Here is a 22,800-nt window from a genome sequence, read left to right as displayed (position 1 = left end):
ACGCCCATACGTCGCCGAGCCGCCAGCCAGTGATCTGCCGTTTTTTCTCATTGCACATCACCTGGTTCGGATCCCGATGAATCATCCTCTCCGTTTTTCTTCCGCCGCCGCGCTCGCTTGTGCGCTTTCTGTTTCGACCGCCGACGCCTCGGGCCGCGATTCGCTGGTCGATCGTTCCGGCGGGGCCAATATGTTTCGCTCGGAACGCCGGGCTGTCGCCAGGGATGACGCGCGTGCCGCGCTAACGACGCGGCGCGCGAAGTACGCGGCGCGGGCTGAACGTAGTCCGTTCGATACGCCTGATACGCGGCCGTTGCGGGTTTCGGGCGATACGCTCGAGCCGCAGCCTTCGGTTGAACACAGGGCCGGCGATTCTGCATGGCCTTCGAATCGCGTTGCGCTCGGCGCGGGCGGCAGCGATAGCTTCGGTCGCGCGTTACCCCAATACGAACAGCGCGCGCAGAACTGGACTGATTATCTGAGGGCCAACGGGTCGCAAGCGCCTGGCGGCAGGATTTCGTATCCGCCCACGCGACCTTTCAATGCCGCGCGCGGTCCGCACGGTGCGCCGAATCCGTACGACCCATCGATGCCGCAGCCGGTGACGCGGACGTTCTACGACAACGGCGCGGGTTCGCATTGCACGGCTACCGGCGGTGCGGGAGCGTCGCGGTCGTCTTGCAATATCGCTTGGTGATGTCCCGTCGTGGCCGGTGACGATCGCCCTACCCGGCTGGCGCCCCCGCGCGGCGTAGTCACTTGCCGTGTTGGACTGCTTCGCGTTTTGCCGCGCCAACAGCACGGCCTAGCGAACCGCATCGTTGATGCAGCGTCGATCCGCTCGCTCTGCCGACGAGCGACTTCAGCGCACAGACGCGTCCGTCCGCGTCCAGCGCGCTCGAGAAGATCGCACTCAAGCCCAGCGCGGTCAATTATTCGAGCGCGCCCGTTGCGCCAGAAAAGTACCCAAACCCGACCTCGTCCAGCCCGACACGCTTCTGCAGAAACAGCATGCGGGCCCGCGATCCGGCTGTTCGGATCGGTTCGCGCGATGCTGCCGCTCTGGTCGAACGCAAGGAAATGCGATCCCGACCGCTGGATCGCCAATACCACAAGCGACCTTGGTTTCCACAATCCGAGCAAATCACGCTCGCGCTCACCAGCCGTGCTGGCATATCTCACCTGAACGATGGTATGCGCCGAAGCATCGACATCCGCCCCCGCGCACACCTTACATCTCCAGCTATGCAGAGCTGGCTGGCTGGCTGATGCCATCGATGTCGGGCGGATTAACACCCGAACCGTCCGGTGAGATAGTCAGCGTATTGGCGCTCCCCTTCACGAATCTGCCCGTTACCGTCACGCTCGCAATCTGCCCCCAGCCGCCTGTCGGCGGAAACGTCACCACCACGGGTGATGCGCCATCGATGCTTACCCGCGCAGTCAGCGGGGTCGTGCGCGCATTGCCGTAGCCGATCTGCAACGTGTACATGCCGTCGGCCGCCACTGCAATTCCATTGAACGTCAAACTGCCCATGTAACCGACACGCGTGCCGTTCGTGCAGTTCACGCAACCGGCCGTCTGGGAAATCGCGCCACCCGACAGCGAGTTGCCCGGCGCATTTGCAACATACGCAGCCTTGTACGCCACCGACGGATTTTTCAGAGCACCGCTCAACTGAATCGCGCCCGGCCCGAAGCCCAACGTCGCGAGGTTCGCGCCGACGGTCGAATACGGCACGACCGTGCCGCTCGCGTCGCGTTGCTGCCCGCTCCAATACACTTGGCCGGCCGCCGGCACCGCGTCTCTCAGCAACGCATGCACGTCGGTCTCATAGGTGTACGTCTTCGACGCACCGTTGTCGTTCCACACACACAGCTGCCCCCCGATCGACGGATACTGCGTCGAGTTCGTCTGCGGCTTCGTGAACCACTTGTCGTACACCGTTGTACCGGACAGGCCATTCGGATTGAAGTAGCTCGGTCCGAACGGCACGATGTACCAGTCGCCGTACGAATCAGTCCAGTCGTAACCCGCTTGCTTGTAGTTGATCGACGCTTCCGGCCCCCAGTTGATCCAGCGTTGAATCCACACCGACTTATCGAGCCCGGTTGTCAGTTGCGTGTTGTACGCGGTCAGATAGTTTTGATCGCCCCAAGTCTGCACGCTCTTGCCCTGGCGTTGCAGGAACGCACTCAGATTGTTGAGGTATGGCACGATCTGCGACGCGGAGAAGTCCGAGACCTCGTCGCCGCCGATGTGAATTCGGTTCGACTTGAACCACGGCAGGAACTGGTTGAAGACCGATTGGACGAACGTGAGCGTGCCCGGATTGGTCGGATCGAGAAAACCGGCCGCGTCGGCGAGATCCGGGCGAATCTTGCCGAACGCCTGCGAATGCCCCGGCGTGTCAAACTCGGGCACGATCGTGATGCCGTCCGCCGCCGCCTCTGCCTCCAGGTCAGCCCAGTCCTGCTGCGTGTAGTACAACCCATCGTCCGAGAGTGGCCCCTTGAAGGACGGGTCGCTGCTCTTGAGGCGGAACGACACCACCGTGTTGCCGCTCGCGTCTTTCGCAAAATCGTTCAGATGCAGGTGCAGCGTGTTGAGCTTGTACCAGCTCATAAATTTCATGTACTGAATCAGAAAATCCTTGGTCGCGAACTTGCGCGCAACGTCAAACATGATCGATCGTTCGCGGTAGGCGGGATAGTCGATCGCATAGCCTTCCGCGATGCTGACATGCTGGCCGGCGGGTCTTCCGTCGAGCATCAGCATCTGCAACAGCGTGCGTGTCGCATAGAACATGCCGTTCGCGGTCATCGCTCGCAACACGATGGACTGGTTCGCATAGAACGTGTTGCCTTCGGAGCCGATCGTGGTCGCGCTGGACGCATCGCACGACGACAAACTCAACACGATATCGCCGGCGTTCGCGGTATTTCCCGCAACGACTGGCAGACGCAATCCGGATACGCCAAGTAGATCTACGGCTAGTTTGTTGGCGACCGGCGTCAGCGTCGTGCTGTCAATCACGATCCTGCTGTTCGACGTGAGCGTCAGTACGCCCGTGCCGCCCTTCCACATGCGCAGTGTTGGCACCACCGCCGGCGCGGCATTCGTACCCACAATCGCGCCCGCCTGCTCAGTGGCCGAACACGCGAGAGCGCCTGCTGTGTCATTACCGGTTGACGGCTGCCCTGCTGGCGACGCCGGCGTAACGGGGGGCGACACCGTTGACGATCCGCTTGTTTCTCCAGGTGCCACGCCAGTACTGTTTGCCGGCGCGCTGCCGCCTACCGGCGCATCGTCGCCTCCGCACGCAGTCAGTACAACGGCCGTGCACACCCCTGCCAACAAACCTCGATTCAAGCTCCATCCGTTCATCGGTTTCCCTCACTTAAACAAACGCACGATCTACCCGTCGAGTCATTCGATGGGCCAGTCTTCCGGCAACGCATGGCTTTTCATCCACGCCTGGCCCGGAAAATACATTGATCTGGAATGCGAAGCATCCAGCATGCGCGAGAGGTGAATTGAGCAATGTGATGCGCTCAATTGAAGCTGATTTATTGATGATCCGGTCTTCGCCGGCGGATTATATATAGAACCAATCTAATACCTGCGTGGAACCACTTTAATGCCAATGTGCCAGGCTTGGATATCTGGGGTAAACGATGGGGCTCAGGTGAATGGGGCTGCCGACGAGCGAATATTCCGCAAATTCGGACGGCATTGTTACGTAGCTGTTTTTGAGAGGAATATCTCGATGACGAGATAGTTTTGACTGGATAATTTAATCAGCAAAACGAATCAATATGGAATCTCGCCCTGTAAACGCAATGCGATATTTCGGCCTCGTTTGGCATCAATCTCCGCGCGCAAGTGCGCGACGCCCCCCTCACCTCGGCGAAACCACGATCGCCGCCCGCCGATTCTGCATTCTCCCGGCCGGTGTCCGGTTATCGCCCACCGGATCGCTCTTCCCCTTCGGGACAACCGCAATCCGCTTCCCGTCGAGCCCCACGTCCACCAGCTCGATCGCCACCACCTCCGCCCGCCGCCGGGACAACTCGAGATCGTAGGCGGCCTCCCCTTCCTCATCGGAGTATCCATAAACCCGCACGCCGTTGATCCCCGCCGACCTCAACGTCCTGCCAATCCGCTCGACGATCCGTCTGACATCCGGCTTGAGGTTGTACCGATCGAAATCGAACAGAATCGGCCCCGTCGACCCGAACTCGAACCCCTGCTCGGTCTCCTGGAAGCCGGCCGACTTCAGCGCCGTGACCTGCGTCTGCGTGAGCCCCCGATGAAGCGGCGGCGTCTTGCATCCGCCGAGCAGCAGGCACAGAAGCACCGCGCTCGCGACGCACATCCTCCCAATGCTCACAGGCAACGAGTCATCCATGATCGACCCCTTCGTACGCGCCCGCTTCGCGCGCGCTTATTATCCCGCCGCCGCGGCCTCGCCCGCGGCGCGAAACGATAGACATCAAACCCGTCCCGCCATGCCCTCCGCCAGTTGCCACGACCCCGGCCGCGCACGCTTGGCGCGGTACATCGCGGCATCCGACGCGCGCAGCAAGCCGCTCGCGTCGGACGCATGATCGGGATACAGCGCAATACCGGCACTCATCATGGTGGCCACCATGCGTCCGTCGGGCAGTTCGATCGACGGCACCATGCCGGACAAGATCTCATCGGCGATCCGGCACACGCTGTCCGTATCGCGCACAGCCGTCAGCATCACCGCGAATTCATCGCCGCCCAGCCGGGCGACGAGATCGGTCTCGCGCACCTGCGCGCGCAACCGCGCCGCCACGCCGATCAGCACCGCGTCGCCGGCATCGTGGCCGAGGCCGTCGTTGATTTCCTTGAAGCGGTCGCAGTCGAGATACAGGATGGCGACCCGCTGCCCCGTCACGACGGCGTCGCAGAGTGCAAGCGACAGACGCGACTCGAACTGCACGCGGTTGGGCAGCCCCGTGAGCGCATCGTGCGTGGCCTTGTGTTCGAGCGACGCGTTTTCGTCGCGCAGCGTGTTCTGCCAGTCTTCGAATTCGTCGAGCAATGCATTGAAGTCGTCGCCGAGCTGATTCAGTTCGGCGATCGCCACGGGCTCGACGCGACGCGCGAACGCACGCTCGCGCCGCACGGCGTGCGCGACGCCGGCCAGCGCGCGAAGCGGGGCAACGATGTTGCGCAGCAAACGCTTCGAGCTGACATACGCGCCGAGCACGCTGACGGCCAGGCCGCCGAGAATGCCGCCGATGCCGCCGAGCAGGAATCCGAAGAACTGATGCCCGCGACCGCGCACGATGACCTGGCCGACGACGATGCCGTCGTGCGTCACCGGGGCGCTCACGGGCCCGGGCAGCGCCAGCGCGGCGACACCGCGCTCGAGCCGCGCGATCCGGCCTTCGGCGGGTAGCTTCCACGTCGCGAACAACTGGCCTTTGCCATCGGTGACCACCACCTGCGCGACGTCCTCGTCGGTGGCGATCATCGCGATCGCCTCGTTCGCCGCGACGCGGTCGCCGAACACGAGCGCCGCTTCGACCGTGTAACCGAGCGAGCGCGCCAGCAGGTTCAGGTTGTTGCCGGCGTACGCGCGCAGCGCGATCACGGCGACGACGATCAGCGACACGGCGGCCATCGCGACTGCGACGAACGCGAGGCGCAAATGCGCGCGGCGCAACACGCTTTGCAGCGTCGGGCGCGACACACGCGAAGGCGAAACGGAGGGTGCGGAACGTGTCATGGCGTCAGCGTCCGCCGCGCGAGATTGAGCACGTTCGGATGCACGCGCACGCCACTGCGCGCGACGGCGTCGAGATTGATGTCGAACGTGACGTGTTCGCCTTCGACCGCGAGACAGAACATGCTGCCCGCGGTGCATGACGGATCGTGTTCGGCGATGGTCAGCACCGGACGGCCGACCAGCGCGGTTCGCACCCGCTTTCGCTCGTCGCTTCCGAGCGCGCCGAGATACACCACGTCGCATGCGACACCGAGCGCGGGGTCGTCGAAGCGGACCCGCTGCACGTCGAGCACGGTCGAGCCGGCCTGCATCGAGTCGGTGAGGTCGCCCGCGTAGTCGGGCCTGCCCGTCACGCACAGATGCAGGCGAACGGGCGTCGTCGGCCAGCGCGTGAAACTGACGATGCCGAGCACGACCTGGCGTACGGCGGAGTCGTGTGACGAAAAGGCGGGACTCGTGGGATTGACGGGTGTCGTGGTGCCGACGAGCCGCACCGTGTCGTTCGGCTCGTCGGCATCGCCAGGCGCCCCGGCAAGAACGGCCGGGGCAACGCTCAGAACGCAAACGATTGCGATGAACGCGTGGCGCAATCCGGCGACTCGGCCCGACCGGCCGGACGCCGTCCGCGCGGCGATTGCCGCCGCGCCCGCTGGCGTCGATGCGGCCGCATGACCCGCGGCCGTCGCGCACACACTCGCATCCATGATGGAAACATCTGCTGCAGTCGTTCCCGGCCCTGCCTCCTGCCTGCCGTGCGCGCGCAGGCACCGTGTCGCGCGCACGAGTGCTTCCATCTTAGGTAAAAATCTGCATCCCGAACCAGTGGGAAACACCCGACAGTAACGTCATAAGGTACGCGGAAACGATGCCGTGCGCGACGATGCGCGTGGACCTGCATGCGGCAATCTCGTGCTCCGCGCGTGTCGGATCACCGCTTGTCGGCTTCCTCGACGAATATCTCGAACCACGCATTCATGACGGCCCAGAAATCCACCGGCTCGAGCTCGGTCGGATTCTCGTGCCACCAGAGCCGTCCTGCCGCGCTGCCGTCGCCGGCACTGTCGCGCAGATCCAGGCACAGATAGTCGCCGCTGCCGTTCTGAAATATCGTCCACACGAGATCGGGATTCACGCCGAGCTTGCGCGTCTCGTCGGGTGTCAGGTCGAGCTTGGCCGTCAGCGCGGTCTGGTCGCCGATCGGCATCGGTCCCATCGAGTTGGCGGGAAAGAAGGTCCAGCCGTTGTGCGTGAACTGATAGAAGCTGCGCAGATCGTCAGGCAGCGCACGCCACAGCGACATGTCGTCCGACACGAGATCACCGAGCGGCGGATGGCCGATGAAGAAGTTCAGGTCGTCGCCTTCGACCGTGTAGGGATAGAGCAGGCACAGGTCGCCGTTTTCCTTCTGGAACACGGCAGGTCGCCGCAGCTTCTCGGCGAAGAACGTCTCGACCGCGGGCAGGCGACCGATGACACCTGCCCACATCTTCGCGAGCCAGTTGCCGAGCGCGGCGTCGGACGTATCGAGCAGCGCGCGCCACGCGGTCGGCACCTGGACGTCGGCGGGAATCTCGTTCGACGCGAGCCAGACATGCCCTCGCAACCGGAAGCGTTGCAGTTCGGCGGTGTAAGTCTTCGCGGATAGCTCAATCATTGCCAGTCACCATTGAATTCGTCATCGGGAATTCTACTTCGGCTGATCGCCGAGCAACTCGTTGATCTGCTGCTGCAGCAGCGTCCGGTTGTCGGCTTCGCGCTGCATCATCTTCTGTCGGAACCCTTCGTCCACCTTGATGCCGCCCTTCTTGTATTCAGTCCACTCGGCATAGGACTTCGATCCCTTCGACGTATTGGCGGTCTCGCTGAGACCCACGAAATTGTCCGGGTTGTTGAGCACCTTGACCTGGTTATCGAAGGACAGATCCTTGAACCCGGGCATCTCGGTAATCTCCTTCATCGACACGATGTGATCCGCATGCAACGGCTTGTCGATCGTGAGGCCCGGCAGCGCGGGATCGTCCATGCCCGGCTCGAAATTCTCGTTGACCATCTTCTGGATCTTCGAACTCGGCGTCTTGGACCGCAACTGCTCGTAGAGCGTTCGCGGCACGCCCTTGGTCGTGACCCGAATGTTGCCGCCGTTCGAGCCGAGCGTGTTCGGCTCGATTTCCACCTTGGTCCGGTTCAACACGTCGACGGCGTTCTTCGCGGCTTCGGTGTCGGCACCCTTCGCCCCCAGCCCGAGCAACGCGAATCCCGCCACGCCGACCATGATGTCGCCGTAGCCGGGACCCAGCGATTCGCCCCACGAATGCAGCGCATTCAGGCCGACGTTGGCGCCGATCACGGTCCCCGCGAACAGCGCGGTGGCACCGGCGCCTGCCGCGAGTGCGCCCAGGCCGGCCGCGCCAAGCGCAACGAAGCCGAGCACCTCGAGGGCCGTCTCGACCATCGCCTCGGTATCGTGGATAGCCACGACGGTGACGGTCTCTCCGCCGACCGTCACGTTGTCGCTCGCGGTCTTGATGACGGCACCGCACTCCATCTTCATCGACAGACGTGCCATCGGCTTGCCGTTGACGGTCACGGTCCGCGAGCCCTGCGCCACGAGCAGTTTCGGCTTGGGGAAGTGATTGAACGGCAGGCCGTTGCATTCGTCGGCAAAATCGACGCCGGCACGCAGCGCGGTACGACTGTTGACCGTGACGTTCGACGATCCCGGATGAAGCATGCCGGTGGTTGGACCGGATATGTTGGCCGCCTTCTGTATGCCGCGCACGAGCGCGCCGCCGGCGAGGCCGCCGCCCGCCACGCAGCCCCCGACGATCGCGACGAGCGCGAGACCGCCCGTGGCCGCGGTCGCCGTCACGATGGCGGCGGCGACGACCGCGCCGACCACGGCGCCGGCGATCATCCCGAGCAGGCCGAAGCCATGCGCGATCTCGTCGCCCATGCGGGCGGCGCGCAGTGCCGCCTCGGCACCGCTCATGACGACGCGCCGTCCGCGCGCTGCAGCCGCAGATGCGCTTCGATGTCCCGCATCGTGAGCAGCGGCGGCACGCCTTCCACGACAGTCACCGCGTTGAGACGGCGCCGCAATTCGAGCCCCGAATAGCCGGGATCGGGACGCAGCTCGTAGCGCCCTTCCGCCTTGAACAGCCCGTGACGGCTACGCTGCACGATCGTCGGCGCAAGCGGCGAACCATCGCTCGCGAAAAACACCCAGTCGTGACTTTCGACTTCGCGCGCGCTGATGCGCTCGCATGCCGCGCGAAGATCCGGATAGACGCGCAGCACGCGCGTCTTCGCCGACAGCGCGAACACGTGCGGCAGGACTTCGCGCGGCGCGGCCTGCGCATCGCCGTCGTCCGGCGCGGGCGGCATAACGACGAACGACGACAGGATCGCCGTCCATGCGGGAATGTGCCGCTCGAAATCCTCGACACGCGCATTGAGCGTGAACACCAGCATCGCATCGTCGAGCCTGACCATTGCCTGCCGCTGCCGCAGCATCGTCTTGTCGCTGCGCCATTGATAGTCGAGCATGAGGCCAGGACGCCCGTCGATCGCGACGGTCTCGCGCGCGAGCGGCTTGTATGCGGGAAACTGACGCTTGAATGCCGTCTGCTGGGCATCCGCGTATGCGCCCACATCGTCGAGCGGCGTGTCGTAGTCGCGCGTGACCACGAACGCCACGTCCTTGCGGCCGGACGCGTCGGGCAAGTGGAACACGTTCATGGTCTGGTCTCGCCAGCCATCGGGCAAGACCATGCACCCCTCGTGCAATCGATAAACCGCCATTCCGTTCTTCCTTTCGTTGATCCGGACGCATGCGTCCCGGCGGCGCGTTACTTCGTCTTCTCGCCGAAGCCGACGCTCGACAGGCAATCGGGGTTGCGCTCCGCGAACCCGAACACGAGTTCGCCCCATGCGGTCTCCGAGCGGAATGTCGTTTCCTCGTTCGGCGAGCGCCCCGACGGCGCGCCGGCGATGCGCATCCCGGCAAAACGCCCCTTCACGTCGTCGCGGCGGATGCAACGGCCGGACAGCGTCAACGTGAGCGCCCCGCGCGCGTCGCCTTCGTTGCTCGTCCGCAGCACGATTCGCTCGATCCGCGTGCCGTCGTCGAGCGCGATCGGGACCCCGTCGCCGTTGCTCCAGAACGTGAAGTATTCGTTGCTCGATTCGGTACGGGCGAGCGTCGTGTGAAGCAGGTGCTCGACGGGCTCACGCCGGATCGGCTGATGGGCACCGAGCTGGTCGATCAATTGCCAGAGACTGAGTTGAACGGTTGTGTGCATCTTCTTCGATCCCTCCGAACAGGCCGGCGTCACGCCCAGCGACAGTGCGAGCAACAGCGGTGCGACGATCGCAGCGCCACGGCCGCGCTTAGTGGGACGGGTAGTTACGGTCATACCAGCTTCCGTAGTAGGTTTGATAATTGACATACTGGCCATTGACCGGCACGGACGCATATTCTCCGGTGCCGTAGACATGGCCGATCGCGGCGCGCGCCGCGCTTGCGTCGCCGTCATGCAGGAACCGGTTGTACGCTGCGTTGTAGGCCGGCGCATTGTCCGGATTGCCGGCGATACTGATGTTCGGGCCGCCGTGCGCAAGAATTTCGCGCTGCACCTTGATGTTGTTCATGGTGGCCGCGCCTTCATCCGCCAGTTCGCTATTGACGTAGCTGGTTCTGGATGAATAGTCCGGCGTGCCCTGATACAGCGCATGGCCGGTCTCATGCGCCAGCCCCTGGACCACGGCCTTCGGATTCTCGCGGTCGGCGCCGTCGATCACGATCGTCGGCGGATGTCCGCTCTTGTTCGTGGACGAGCCCTGATTCGCGGGGCCATACTCGATGTGCCAGCCGTCCTTCTGCAGTTTCGCGATGTCATGTTCGAGCGTAGGCGATTTCGCGGCGAGCTGGTCGACACCGGGGCCCAGCCCGGTCGTCACGGCCTTCTTCCCCGCGGCCTTTCCGTGCTTCTTCCCATGACGGGGCGCAGCCGCCGCGGCGCCACCACCGCCACCACCGCCGCCGCCTCCTCCGCCGGCCGCCGGCGCCGCGAGATCGGGCGTCGGCGCGCTCGGGTCGGTGACGGGCACGAGCGGCGGCGATGCCGGCCCGGTCGCACCGTCGGGATTCAGGTCGACGCTTTGCGAACCGAGCACGACGACGCGCGTGCCGTCGATCACGATCTGTCCGTCTGCCGACAGCGTGATCTTCGCCTTTCCGCATTCGAGGATGATCGATTGCGAGCCCTTCACATGCACGTGCTCGGTATCGGATTCGATCTGCACGGGGCCCTTCGCCTTGAGCGCCATGTGCTGTTCCTGCGCATGCAGGATCACGGCCGTCTTTGCGGTGTGCTGAATGTGCTCGTCCTGCGACTGCACGGAAATCGCCTTGCGCACGATGTTCGCGTGCTGGCCCTGCGAGACGATATTCGTCTGGTTCGGGCCGTTTACGACCGTCACGTGATTGTTCTGGACGGTCGTGGCCATATCCTTCTGACTATGGATATTGACCAGTTCGTCGCCCTTCCTGTCGTGGATCACGATCTCGCAGAACCCGCCTCCACCCGGCGTGGAATTGCTGTGGAAGCCCATCTGGTGCGCACCGTCGGGTAACGCATACGGCGGCGTCTGCTCGGCGTTGAACATGCGGCCGACGATGATCGGCCGATCCGGGTCGCCGTTCAGGAAGTCGACGATGACTTCCTGGTTCACGCGCGGAATCGCGACGGTTCCCCAGCCGCGTCCCGCCCACGGCTGCGACACGCGGATCCAGCAGGAACTCTCGTGGTCGTTCTTGCCGTAGCGGTCCCACGGAAACTGGACCTTGATGCGGCCCATCCCGTCGGTATGGATTTCCTGCCCCTTCGGGCCGACCACGATCGCGCTCTGCGGTCCGGGCATGATCGGCTTCTCATGCTGCCGCACCGGACGATACGGAATCTTGCTGCGGATCAGCGTGAGCGTGCTGCGGAAACTGCCCGGTTGCGTCGACGCATCGTCGAAATTGTTCTTGGCGTCGATCTCGATGCCGACGACGAGGAATTCGTTGTCGTCCTGCTTGGCCGGATCGAACCAGAAGTGCCCGTCGATCCTGAACTTGCGGCCGACGGTGAGCCCGCGGCATCCCGATTCGCCCCGGAACACCTTGGCCTGCCACTCGTATACCTCGAGCCGGCGCTTGGCTTCCGCCTCGCCCTCGCTGGCGTCCTTGTACGCGAATGCAGAATTCCCGTCGTATACCTCGAGCTTCGGCGCGTTGCCTTGGTCGGCCAGCGTCGGCAACTCGACGTATGGCCGACTCTTCGGGTGCTTGTAGTCGAAGGTATGCAGCGCGACCACGCCCGGCTGGGTTTCCCGGCTGGCCGACAGCGCGGTCAACCGGTCGGCCTGCTGCACGCCGCTCGCCGCGTTGTAGGTGACGACGGGATCGTGCGCCTGATCGGGGCACGACGTCGAGTCGTCGGCGATCACGAGCGTGTGACCGTCCTGCCGATATTCGAAGTAGTAGAACAGCCCGTGCCGCTCGAGCAGCCGGCTGACGAAATTCAGGTCGCTTTCCTGGAACTGGACGACGTAATCCTCGGACTTCAGTTCCTGCTTGATGTGCGTCTGGTAATCGACCAGCGCGCCGTAATCGGCGAAAACCTTGCGCAACACGTCGAGCACCGTGACCTGCTGATAGATGCGACTGTTGACCCGCTTGCCGAGATACCACAGCCACGGCACCAGCTCGCCGCGGTAATGCGCGATGCCGCCGTCGTTGCGTTCGAACCCGAAGCGCACCAGATAGCCGTGAATCTGCCGCTCCGATCCGTCCCGCAGCATGATATTGACGGCGACCGCCCGATTCAGCACCTCCTTCAGATCGATCGACGGATTTTGCGTGATCAGGTCCAGCGTGTAGCTTGGCATCTGCGACAGCGCTTCGCCCCCCTTGATCGCCGCGATCGAGAGCGCGCGGGAGCCGGTCAGCGACGACTGGAATCGAAGCAGACGGGTCGTCTCGCTGAACGGCAACGCCGATGCCGCGGCGGCGGACGGGCCGGGCGCCTGGCCCGGCATGAAGAATTGCGGCTCGGACGCGAGGTCGGAAAGCGGTTGCCCGGACAGCGGGTGATCGTCGGGCGGCGCGGCGGCGGCCATCGGCGACGGCGAGGCAAGCGCCGCCCCCATGCCGGACATCACGCCGGAAGCGAGTTGTCCCGCGAGCGGATTCAGCATGCCTGCCGCCGGGGCGGCCATCGACGCCGCAATCTGGGCCGGATTGCCGCCGGCGGCCAGCGCCTGCATGACGGCCGACGCGGTCGGCGCAATCTTGCCGACCACGGGATTCGCCGCCGACGCCATTTGCATCGCGCCGGATGTCAGCGCGCCCGCAAGCGGAGACGATCCCGCGGATTCGGCTACCCCGACGCTTCCTGGCATCTCTTTCATGGGCCCTCTCGCTTTCTTATTTCTGGTTACCGCGACGCATGCGGCGCGGCTTTACTGCATGTCGATCCGAAATAATCATTTCGAAACGGACGTTCGCCGGGATATGCTTCTTCGATTTTTCCGCGATCTCCGAAACAGCATTCGCCAATACAACGGCATCGGAGCAAACCGATATTTCCCGCTCGATATATGTCTCTTTTATGGCGGAGATTATCTATCTCTCCAGACAAGCGGCGCCATCATAACGGCACGACTCACACCCGTCCATACTTTCAATTAAGCTTCCCACTCGAATATTTCCGTGTTTTCTCGACGCGTAATTTTGACGTTTCCGCAATGCAGCACGGCACAATTTTCCGAACGCTGAAATGATCGCGCGCCAGCGATTCAGAAAACTCGCGACCCGCGAGAATCGCGCCAGCGCATCCGGGATTTCCGAAATCACGAGAAATCCAAAATCGCGGCACATGGCATCGACTGCATGAGCCGGCGATGAATTCGTCTCTCTGTAAACACACGATGCGATTTTCGCCGCCGAATATGTCGGGTAATCCAGCGATGCCCGGAAATTCAATTCGCCCGCACCGACGGCCATCACGCTCCGCGCCAGCGCGCACCACACGCGTCGTGTGCAACTGACGATCGTTGCGTCGCCCGCGCCCGCCGGAGGTATCCTTGGGTTCCGAACCGCATTCGCGTCAAAACGAAACGCGGCCCCCTTCGCCCAACCATTGCATCTCGGCATCCTCCATGGACTTCGACGTCATCGTTCTAGGCGCGGGCATCATCGGCGTCTCCGCCGCGCTGCACCTGCAGGATCGCGGCCGCAAGGTCGCCCTCGTCGACCGCGGCGCGCCCGGCGAAGGCACGAGCTTCGGCAACGCGGGGCTGATCGAGCGCTCGTCGATCGAACCGTATCCGTTCCCGCGCAGCCCGTTCACGCTGATGCGCTATGCGCTCAACCGCTCCACCGATCTCTATTGGCACAGCGCGTCGCTGCCCGCGTTCGCGCCGTGGCTCGCGCGCTTCTGGTGGGAATCGGCGCCGCTGCGTCACGCGGCAGCCTCGCGCGACATGCTGCCGCTGATCGAGCGCTGCATCGTCGAGCACGACGCGCTGATCGCGCGCGCCGGCGCCGGCGAACTGGTGCGCGCCAGCGGCTGGATGGAAGCGTTCCGCACGCCGGCCGCGTTCGAGCGCGCGGTCGCCGATGCGGGACTCACCGCGCGCCGCCACGGGCTCGGCATCACGCCGCTCGATGCCGCGGCGCTTCGCGCACAAGAACCGAGCCTCGCCGCGGGCTTCTGCGGCGCGCTGCACTGGCTCGATCCGAAAAGCGTCGTCGATCCGTCTGCGCTCGTCAAAACCTACGCGCAACTCTTCGTGCAAGGCGGCGGCACGCTGCTCACCGGCGATGCCGCGAGCCTCGACGCGCTGTCGCCCGGCTGGCAGGTCACGACGGACGACGGCAGGATCGCCGCGCCGGCCGTCGTCGTCGCGCTCGGCCCGTGGTCCGACACGGTGTTCGGCAAGTTCGGCTACAAGATTCCGCTGCGCGAGAAGCGCGGCTATCACATGCACTACGCGCCGTCCGAACGCGGCGCGCCGTCGGCGCCGATCGTCGATCGCGAATACGGCTACGTGATCGCGCCGATGCGGCGCGGATTGCGGTTGACCACCGGCGTCGAGATCGCCCGGCGCGGCCTGCCGCCGACGGGCGTGCAGCTCGATCGCGCGGAACGCGTCGCGCGCCCGGTGTTCGGCTTCGGCGAGCGGCTCGACCCGCACCCGTGGCTCGGCTTCCGGCCGTGCACGCCCGACATGCGGCCGGTGATCGGCCCCGCGCCCGCGCATCGCGGGTTGTGGTTCTCGTTCGGGCACAACCATCACGGGTTGACGCTCGGCCCCGTCTCCGGCCGCCTGCTGGCCGAGATGATGACCGGCGAGACGCCGTTCACCGATCCGACGCCCTACCGCGCCGACCGCTTCTGATGCCGATCGCCCGCGCTCAGTCGAGCGCGCGGCCGAAGATCCGGATCACTTCGTCGAGATGCTCGGCCATCGCGCGGCGCGCGGCCTCCGGGTCGCGCGCGCGGATCGCGTCGAGGATCGCGCGGTGTTCGAGCTCCGACCGATGCGGCATGTCGTTCGGCATGTACAGCGACTGCAGCCGCTGGAACATCAGGTCGTACTTGTGCGCGAGCAGCTGCTTGATCATCAGCGCATACGCGGGGTTGTCGCTCGCTTCCGCGATACGGATATGGAACAGCCGGTCGCCCGGATGCGTGAGCGAGCCGCTGCGGTTGTCTTCCTGGTTGCGCAGGAACGCCTCGTGAATCCCCTCGATCTGCGCGTCCGAGCCATGTTTCGCGGCGAGCGACGCGGCTTCCGGCTCGATCAGCCGGCGCGCCTGCAGCAGCGCGAACGGCGGGATTTCGGTATCGAGGTCGATCGCGATGCCGAGCTCCGGATCGATTTCGACGATCGAGAACGGCGCGACCGTCGTGTCGATCTGCGGTTGCGGTGCGGTGGCCGCCTCGGGCTGGCGCACCTTCACGCCGTCGCCGACCCGCACGCTGACGAGACCGTTCACCTCGAGCGCGATCAGCGCCTCGCGCACCGACGTGCGCGACACGCCGAACTGCTCGGCCAGTTCGCGCTCGGGCGGCAGGTAGCTGCCCGGCGGGAAGTCGCCTGACTCGATCATCGCGCTGAGCTTGTCGGCGATCTGCTGGTAGAGGCGGCGGTTCTGAATCGGCTGGATGGACATACGTTGATACAGGTAAGCGGTTGCGTGGCGGACGGTCTGACGAATGCGGGAGCGTCAGGCCGTTCGCGCCTATTCTATATGCCGGGCTTCGTATCGCCCGGCACCGCATAGCACCGCGCGGCCGTACCGCCCCACAACGCGTCGCGCTCGGCCGCCGACAACCGCGCTTCGGCCCAGCGCTCGACCAGCGACGCCACTTCGTCGTACGACGCCGCGAGCAGGCACACGGGCCAGTCCGAACCGAACATCAGCCGCTGCGGGCCGAACGCGTCGAGCGCCGCATCGAGGCATTGCTCGATGTGGCGGATGTCCTGCCCGCGCAGGCCGCGCCGCCAGTCCGTCTCGGTCACGAGCCCCGACAGCTTGCACACGACGTGCGGCAGCGCGCCCAGCTCGCGCAGCCCGGCGCGCCAGCGGGCGAGCGCGGTGTCGTCGCGGTCGAACTCGGCGAGCGCGGGCTTGCCCGCGTGATCGAGCACGAGCCAGTGCGCATCGTGCCGCGCGCAGAACGCGCGCACGTCGCGCAACTGACGTTCGAACACGAGCACGTCGTACACGTAGCCGTTCGCCTGCAGCCAGGCGACGCCGCGATTGAACGCGGGATCCGCGACGAATGCGCCGACGTCGGCTTCGTCCTGCAGCAGGTGACGAAAGCCGCGCAGCTTCGGGCTGCGCCATTCAGCGATACGGTCGGCGAGCGCCGGCGCACCGAGGTCCTCCCAGCCGACCACGGCCGCGATGCGCGCTTCGTCGCGGGCGAGATCGAGCAGGAACGCCGTCTCGTCGCGTCCGACGCGCGCCTGCACCGCGATCGACGCGCCGAGCGCCTGCGCATGCATCTGCGGCCACAACGCGTCGGGCATGTAATCGCGGGCGAGCACGCCCATGCCGGCGCCGATCCACGGGAAGTCGGCCGCGCGATAACGCCAGAAGTGCTGATGAGAATCGATGCGCACTGCGCCCATGGTGTCCTCGCGTTTCGCCGTCGTTCGCCGTTTCACGTCACGTTCAGTCGTACAACACCGCCGTGATTTTCGGGTCGTCGATGTTGGTCTTGTCGTACCAGTAGAAACCGGTATCGATGACCTTCGGCAACTTCTCGCCCTTGATCGCCTTCACGGCCGCCTCGACGGTCTTGTAGCCGATCCCGACCGGATTCTGCGTGATCGCGCCGGCCATCATCCCGCTGCGGATCGCGTCCTTCTGCTGCTTGCCGGAATCGTAACCGATGATCACGACCTTGCGCTTCATCTCGCGCACGCCGTTCACCACGCCGATCGCCGAGCCTTCGTTGGTGCCGAACAAGCCCTTGAGTTTCGGGTATGCCTGCAGGATCGACTTCGTCACTTCGGTCGACTTCAGCTGGTCGCCTTCGCCGTACTGCACGGTCACGATCCGCACCTTCGGGTGCGCCGATTTCATCCGTTCGAGAAAGCCGTCGCGGCGATCGATGCCGGTGCGGCTCGTCTGGTCGTGCGCGACCACGGCCACCTCGCCCTCGTCGCCGATCAGCGCGGCGAGCTTGTCGGCGGCGAGCGCGGCGGCGGCCTTGTTGTTGGTCGCGGCGGTCGTCACCGGGATGTCGCTGTCGACGCCGGAGTCGAACGCGATGACCGGGATCTTCTCGGCCTGCGCCTTCTTCAGGAGCGGCAGCGCAGCCTTGCTGTCGAGCGCAGCGAAGCCCAGCGCCGCCGGCTTCTTCGCGATCGCGGCGGACAGCATGTCGATCTGCTTGTCGACCATCGCCTCGGTTTCGGGGCCTTCGAACGTCACCTTCACCTTGTAGTCCTTCGCGGCCTGCATCGCGCCCGCCTTCACGGCCTGCCAGAACTGATGCTGGAAGCCCTTCGAAATCAGCGGAATGTAGGTTTCCTGCGCCTGCGCGCCGGCCGTCACGCCCACGGCGAACGTCAGTCCGACGATCGCGTTCAACACCTTGCTCCTGATCACTTCGCGTCTCCTTGGTTGGTATCGACTGAAATGCCGGACGGGCCGGCGGTGAAGCACATGTGCGTTCGTGCGTGCGTCAGCGGCGGCGCCGGCGCAGGATGTCCACGTAGACGGCGAGGATGATGATCACGCCCGTGACGACCGTCTGCCATTCCTGCGCGACCGACATGATGCGCAGGCCGTTGGTCAGCACGCTCATGATGAACGCGCCGATGATGGTGCCGACGATGCTGCCCGCGCCGCCCGACAGCGACGTGCCGCCGATCACGACGGCCGCGATCGCATCGAGCTCGTAGCCCTGCCCGAGCGCGGGCTGCGCGGAATTCAGCCGCGACGCGATCAGGAGCCCGGCGATCCCGCACACCGCGCCGCTGAACGTGTAGACGGCGATCTTCCACGCGTCGACGTTCACGCCGGACAGCCGCAGCGCTTCCTCGTTGCTGCCGAGCGCGAACGTGTAGCGGCCGAAGATGGTCCGGTTCAGCACGATCGACGCGCCGACCGCGACGAGGAACAGGATCAGCACGGCGTTCGGAATCGGCAACGCGGGAATCAGGCTGCCGATCAGCGAATCCTGCGCGATCGACGTGAAGCCCGGCGTGTCGTTGAAGTAGATCGGCCGCGTGCCCGAAATCACGAGCGACAGCCCCTTGAGCAGCATCATCATCCCGAGCGTCGCGATGAACGGCGGCACCTTCATCTTCGCGATCACGAAGCCCGACACGCTGCCCGACAGCGCGCCGAAGCACAGCGCGGCCAGGATGCCGAGCGGCAGCGGCATGCCCCAATTCGTCAGCACGACGCCGGCCATCACCGCGCAGAACGTCATCAGCGTGCCGACCGACAGGTCGATGCCCGACGTGATGATCACGTAGGTACACGCGACGGCCAGCACGCCGTTTACGGCGGTGGCCTGCAGGATCGCCACGAGGTTGTCGACTTCGAGGAAGTTCGACGACGCGAAGCTGAAGAACACGATCAGCAGCACGAGGCTCGCGAACGCGAGCAGCTTCTGCCGCGCGGCCGGGTTGAAGAAGCGCGACTTCAGGCTCGATGCGGCGGCCGGCGTGTCGCCGGAAGCAAGGGGCGGGACGGGATGCGTATCGTTGGACATGGTCGGTATGCCTAAGGATCGGCGTCTGAATCAGGACAATACGGTCGACTCGCGCTGCGTCGCGAGCTGCATGATCTTTTCCTGCGTGGCGTCGGCCGCGCGCAATTCGCCGGTCACGCGCCCTTCGCACATCACGAGAATCCGGTGGCTCATGCGCAGCACCTCGGGCAACTCCGACGAGATCATCACGATCGCCTTGCCGTCGGCGGCGAGCGCGTCGAGCAGCTTGTAGATCTCGCTTTTCGCGCCGACGTCGATGCCGCGCGTCGGCTCGTCGAAGAACAGGATGTCGCAGTCGCGCAGCAGCCACTTCGCGATCACGATCTTCTGCTGGTTGCCGCCCGACAGGAGGCGCGCCGGCTGCGCGACCGACGGCGTGCGGATCGCGAGCTGCCGCACGTACGACTGCGCGGTGTCGCGCATCCCGCGCGCATCGAGGAACATGCCGCGGCGCACGAAGCGCTGCATGCTCGACAGCGCGATGTTGTTCTGCACGTCCATCCCGACCGCGAGCCCGAAGTGCTTGCGGTCCTCCGACAGATAACCGATCCCGTGCGCGACCGCGTCGGCCGGCGTGCGGATCGTCACGGTCTTGCCGTGCACGCGAATCTCGCCCGCGTCGACCGGGTCCGCGCCGAACACCGCGCGCGCGACCTCGGTGCGGCCCGCGCCCATCAACCCCGCGAAGCCGAGAATCTCGCCGCGCCGCACCGTGAAGCCGACGTCGCGGATCGCGCGGCCGCGCGACAGCCCGCGCACTTCGAGCGCGACCTCGTTGGCCGACGTATCGGGCGGCGTGCGGAACGTCGTATCGAGCTGGCGGCCGACCATCATCGCGATGATCGCGTCCATCGACGTGTCCGCCATCGGCACGGTCGCGACGTACTTGCCGTCGCGCATCACCGTCACGCGGTCGGCAATCTGGCGCAGTTCGTCCATCTTGTGCGAGATGTAGACGATGCCGACGCCGTGCGCGCGCAGGTCGCCGATGATGCGGAACAGCTCGGCGATCTCCGCGTTGTTCAGCGCGGCGGTCGGCTCGTCCATGATCAGCACGCGCGAGTCGAACGACAGCGCCTTCGCGATCTCGACCATCTGCTGCTTCGCGACCGTCAGCCGGCCGACCGGCGTGCGCGGATCGAGATCGAGCCGCATCCGCGCGAAGATCGCGGCCGCGTCGCGGTTCAGCTGGTCCTCGTCGACGAACACGCCGAAGCGGCCGCGCGGCTCGCGCCCGATGAAGATGTTCTGCGCGACGCTCAGGTGGTTCATCAGGTTCAGTTCCTGATGGATGATGCCGATGCCGAGCGCCTGCGCGGCGCGCGGATCGTCGATCTCCACCGCGCGGCCGTCCATCCGGATCTCGCCTTCGTCCTTCTGATAAACGCCGGCGAGAATCTTCATCAGCGTCGACTTGCCGGCGCCGTTCTCGCCCATCAGCGCGTGGACTTCGCCGGCATGCAGGTCGAACCGGCAATCGTCGAGCGCCTGCACGCCCGGAAAACGCTTGCCGATGCCGGTCAGCGCAATCAGCGCGGCGGGTGCGGCGGTCGGGTTCAGATCGGGTTGCATGGCTCGATGCCCTCAGCCGATCGCGCGATCGAGATGCGTATAGCCGCCGTCGACGAACAGCCACTGGCCCGTCGTGTGCGACGCGCGGTCCGACAGCAGGAACACGGCCGTGTCGGCGATCTCGTCGGCGGTCGTGAAGCGCTTGCCGAGCGGCACCTTGCCGGCGATTTCCGCGAGCTTCGCTTCGGGATCGTCGAAACCGGCGATCCAGGTCTGGTAGAGCGGCGTCATCACCTCGGCCGGAATCACGGCGTTCACGCGCACGCCGTCGTCGCGCAATGCGACGGCCCATTCGCGCGTCAGCGCGAGTTGCGCCCCCTTCGATGCGCAATAGCCGCTCGTGTTGCCCTGCCCGGTGACGGCCGTCTTGGACGAGATGTTGACGATCGCGCCGCGCGTCGCCTTCAGGTACGGCACGCAGTAATGCGCCATCACGTAGTAGTGGACCAGGTTGCGTTCGAGCGATGCGACGAACGCGTCGCGCCCGGCATCGAGCCCGACGCCGTCGTTGATGCCCGCGTTGTTGACGAGGCCGTCGATGCGGCCAAAGCACGCGATGGTTTGCGCAACCGCGTCGCGGCACTGCGCGTCGTCCTGAAGTTCGACGGACATGCACGCGGCGCGCGGCTGCTTGCGCGTGAGTTCGCGCCAGAAGCCGTCGTCCGGTGTGTGGCGCGCGAATACCACCGGAATCGCGCCTTCGCCGGCCAGCCGCATCGAGATCGCGGCGCCGATGCCCGACGCGCCGCCCGTCACGATCACGATCTTGTCTTGCAGATTCAAATCCACTTCGCGTCTCCGTCGTTCATGTTGTCGCCGCGCGGGCCGCGCGCGGTGCATCGTGCGTTCTCGTGCCGCATGCCGCGTGCCACGCGCTTCAGCCGCGGAATCGATACCGTTCCAGCGATTCGGGCTTCATCTCGATCGAAAAGCCGGGCGCCGTCGGCGGCATGTACGCCGCGCCGCGCACGACGCACGGTTCGACGAAATGCTCGTGCAGATGATCGACGTATTCGGTCACGCGCCCTTCCTTCGTGCCGGAAATGCACACGTAGTCGATCATCGACAGATGCTGCACGTATTCGCACAGCCCGACGCCGCCCGCATGCGGACACACCGCCAGCCCGTACTTCGCGGCCAGCAGCATCACCGCGAGAATCTCGTTCACGCCGCCGAGCCGGCATGCGTCGATCTGCACGACGTCGATCGCGCCGCGCGCGATGAACTGCTTGAACAGCACGCGGTTCTGGCACATCTCGCCGGTCGCGACCTGCACCGGCGCGATCGCCTCGCGGATCTTGCGATGCCCTTCGACGTCGTCGGGGCTCGTCGGCTCCTCGATGAACCACGGTTTCGCGAAGGCCAGCTCGCGCACCCAGTCGATCGCCTCGTCGACTTCCCACACCTGGTTCGCGTCGATCATCAGCTTGCGGTCCGGACCGATCACCTCGCGCGCGATCGTCACGCGACGGATGTCGTCCTCCAGGTTCGCGCCCACCTTCAGCTTCACGTAGTCGAAACCGGCGTCGACCGCCTCGCGGCACAACCGGCGCAGCTTGTCGTCGCTGTAGCCGAGCCAGCCCGCCGACGTCGTGTAGCACGGGTAGCCTTCACGCTCGAGCGTCGCGATCCGCGCGGCCTTGCCGGGCGCCTGCCGACGCAGCAGATCGAGCGCCTCGTCCTGCGTCAGGCAGTCGGTCAGGTAGCGGAAATCGATCGCACGCACGATTTCCTCGGGGCTCATGTCCGCGACGAGCCGCCAGAGCGGTTTGCCGACTGCCTTCGCCCACAGGTCCCACACCGCGTTGACGACGGCGCCCGTCGCCAGATGGATCGCGCCCTTGTCGGGGCCGATCCAGCGCAACTGGCTGTCCGACGTCACGTGCCGCCAGAAGCGGCCCATGTCCTCGCGGATCCAGTCGAGGTCGAGGCCGACGACGAGGTGGCGCATCGCGTCGATCGCCGCGCAGCAGATTTCGTTGCCGCGCCCGATGGTGAACGTGAGCCCGTGGCCTTCGAGCCCGCCGTGGTCGGTTTCCAGCACGACGTACGCGGCCGAATAGTCGGGGTCCGGATTCATCGCATCGGAGCCGTCGAGCTGCTGCGAGGTCGGGAAGCGCACGTCGAGGACGCGCATCGATCGAATGATAGGCATGACGAACGGTCCGTAAAAG

The 22,800-nt window shown here is 65.3% G+C and carries 20 protein-coding genes; 4 read left to right on the top strand and 16 right to left on the bottom strand.

Features of this window, described 5'->3' with window-relative positions:
• The first annotated feature begins 76 nt into the window (after window positions 1–76).
• Window positions 77–697 (top strand): hypothetical protein, encoded by a 621-nt coding sequence (locus tag WS49_RS34115; protein ID WP_082725570.1) that lies wholly within the window; start codon window positions 77–79, stop codon window positions 695–697.
• A 546-nt stretch (window positions 698–1,243) separates the two neighbouring features.
• Here WS49_RS34115 and WS49_RS24880 read toward each other — a convergent pair.
• The gene (locus WS49_RS24880; protein ID WP_257127790.1) at window positions 1,244–3,088 is read right to left on the bottom strand and encodes a family 20 glycosylhydrolase; all 1,845 of its coding nucleotides are present in this window, start codon (window positions 3,086–3,088) and stop codon (window positions 1,244–1,246) included.
• Between WS49_RS24880 and WS49_RS35725 the strand changes: the two genes are divergently transcribed.
• On the top strand, window positions 3,024–3,536 hold the full coding sequence (locus WS49_RS35725; protein ID WP_179949289.1) for a hypothetical protein: 513 nt from the start codon (window positions 3,024–3,026) through the stop codon (window positions 3,534–3,536). The two genes, WS49_RS24880 and WS49_RS35725, sit on opposite strands and share 65 nt — an antisense overlap.
• A 366-nt stretch (window positions 3,537–3,902) precedes the next feature.
• On the opposite strand, the gene WS49_RS24875 is transcribed toward WS49_RS35725, so the two are convergent.
• The 8 genes from WS49_RS24875 to WS49_RS24840 all read right to left on the bottom strand — a co-directional run bounded on the left by WS49_RS24875 (window position 3,903) and on the right by WS49_RS24840 (window position 13,007).
• Window positions 3,903–4,412 (bottom strand): OmpA family protein, encoded by a 510-nt coding sequence (locus WS49_RS24875; protein ID WP_059534279.1) that lies wholly within the window; start codon window positions 4,410–4,412, stop codon window positions 3,903–3,905.
• An 84-nt stretch (window positions 4,413–4,496) separates the two neighbouring features.
• Window positions 4,497–5,765 (bottom strand): diguanylate cyclase domain-containing protein, encoded by a 1,269-nt coding sequence (locus tag WS49_RS24870; RefSeq protein ID WP_059534277.1) that lies wholly within the window; start codon window positions 5,763–5,765, stop codon window positions 4,497–4,499.
• Window positions 5,762–6,469, bottom strand: coding sequence for a YfiR family protein (locus WS49_RS24865; protein ID WP_059534275.1), 708 nt, complete (start codon window positions 6,467–6,469; stop codon window positions 5,762–5,764). The genes WS49_RS24870 and WS49_RS24865 overlap by 4 nt, the downstream gene beginning before the upstream one ends.
• 224 nt (window positions 6,470–6,693) lie before the next feature.
• A complete protein-coding gene (locus WS49_RS24860) occupies window positions 6,694–7,419 on the bottom strand; it encodes an SMI1/KNR4 family protein (RefSeq protein ID WP_059534273.1) in 726 nt (241 codons plus the stop codon).
• A gap of 33 nt (window positions 7,420–7,452) precedes the next feature.
• Complete coding sequence (locus WS49_RS24855) at window positions 7,453–8,754, bottom strand: PAAR domain-containing protein (protein ID WP_059534271.1); 1,302 nt, start codon at window positions 8,752–8,754, stop codon at window positions 7,453–7,455.
• Window positions 8,751–9,536, bottom strand: coding sequence for a DUF1795 domain-containing protein (locus tag WS49_RS24850; RefSeq protein WP_059534269.1), 786 nt, complete (start codon window positions 9,534–9,536; stop codon window positions 8,751–8,753). The genes WS49_RS24855 and WS49_RS24850 overlap by 4 nt, the downstream gene beginning before the upstream one ends.
• Window positions 9,537–9,613: 77 nt before the next feature.
• Window positions 9,614–10,180 carry a hypothetical protein gene (locus WS49_RS24845; protein WP_156437274.1) on the bottom strand — a complete coding sequence of 189 codons (567 nt, stop codon included), beginning with the start codon at window positions 10,178–10,180 and terminating at the stop codon, window positions 9,614–9,616.
• The gene (locus WS49_RS24840) at window positions 10,155–13,007 is read right to left on the bottom strand and encodes a type VI secretion system Vgr family protein (protein WP_156441442.1); all 2,853 of its coding nucleotides are present in this window, start codon (window positions 13,005–13,007) and stop codon (window positions 10,155–10,157) included. Before WS49_RS24840 ends, WS49_RS24845 begins: the two co-directional genes overlap by 26 nt.
• Between WS49_RS24840 and WS49_RS35290 the strand changes: the two genes are divergently transcribed.
• The gene (locus tag WS49_RS35290) at window positions 13,006–13,500 is read left to right on the top strand and encodes a hypothetical protein (RefSeq protein ID WP_156441441.1); all 495 of its coding nucleotides are present in this window, start codon (window positions 13,006–13,008) and stop codon (window positions 13,498–13,500) included. The genes WS49_RS24840 and WS49_RS35290 overlap by 2 nt on opposite strands.
• Window positions 13,501–13,970: 470 nt before the next feature.
• Entirely contained in the window at window positions 13,971–15,212 is a 1,242-nt protein-coding gene (locus tag WS49_RS24835; protein WP_059534263.1) for an NAD(P)/FAD-dependent oxidoreductase, read from the top strand.
• A 16-nt stretch (window positions 15,213–15,228) separates the two neighbouring features.
• Here WS49_RS24835 and WS49_RS24830 read toward each other — a convergent pair whose 3' ends face one another.
• The 7 genes from WS49_RS24830 to WS49_RS24800 all read right to left on the bottom strand — a co-directional run bounded on the left by WS49_RS24830 (window position 15,229) and on the right by WS49_RS24800 (window position 22,781).
• Entirely contained in the window at window positions 15,229–15,990 is a 762-nt protein-coding gene (locus tag WS49_RS24830) for a FadR/GntR family transcriptional regulator (RefSeq protein ID WP_059534261.1), read from the bottom strand.
• A 74-nt stretch (window positions 15,991–16,064) separates the two neighbouring features.
• Complete coding sequence (locus WS49_RS24825; RefSeq protein WP_059534358.1) at window positions 16,065–16,955, bottom strand: amidohydrolase family protein; 891 nt, start codon at window positions 16,953–16,955, stop codon at window positions 16,065–16,067.
• A 43-nt stretch (window positions 16,956–16,998) separates the two neighbouring features.
• Window positions 16,999–17,940: an ABC transporter substrate-binding protein gene (locus WS49_RS24820; RefSeq protein ID WP_059534259.1), complete on the bottom strand. Its 942-nt coding sequence runs from the start codon at window positions 17,938–17,940 to the stop codon at window positions 16,999–17,001.
• Window positions 17,941–18,016: 76 nt separating this feature from the next.
• Window positions 18,017–19,054: an ABC transporter permease gene (locus WS49_RS24815; protein ID WP_059534257.1), complete on the bottom strand. Its 1,038-nt coding sequence runs from the start codon at window positions 19,052–19,054 to the stop codon at window positions 18,017–18,019.
• A 30-nt stretch (window positions 19,055–19,084) separates the two neighbouring features.
• Window positions 19,085–20,626: a sugar ABC transporter ATP-binding protein gene (locus WS49_RS24810; RefSeq protein WP_059534255.1), complete on the bottom strand. Its 1,542-nt coding sequence runs from the start codon at window positions 20,624–20,626 to the stop codon at window positions 19,085–19,087.
• 12 nt (window positions 20,627–20,638) lie between these two features.
• Window positions 20,639–21,415 (bottom strand): SDR family oxidoreductase, encoded by a 777-nt coding sequence (locus WS49_RS24805; RefSeq protein WP_059534253.1) that lies wholly within the window; start codon window positions 21,413–21,415, stop codon window positions 20,639–20,641.
• Window positions 21,416–21,503: 88 nt separating this feature from the next.
• Entirely contained in the window at window positions 21,504–22,781 is a 1,278-nt protein-coding gene (locus WS49_RS24800) for an L-fuconate dehydratase (RefSeq protein ID WP_059534251.1), read from the bottom strand.
• Window positions 22,782–22,800: the final 19 nt, after the last annotated feature.

Source organism: Burkholderia sp. RF7-non_BP4 (assembly GCF_001521935.1).
GTDB classification, from domain to species: domain Bacteria; phylum Pseudomonadota; class Gammaproteobacteria; order Burkholderiales; family Burkholderiaceae; genus Burkholderia; species Burkholderia diffusa.
This window is presented reverse-complemented; position numbering and strand designations above follow the sequence as displayed.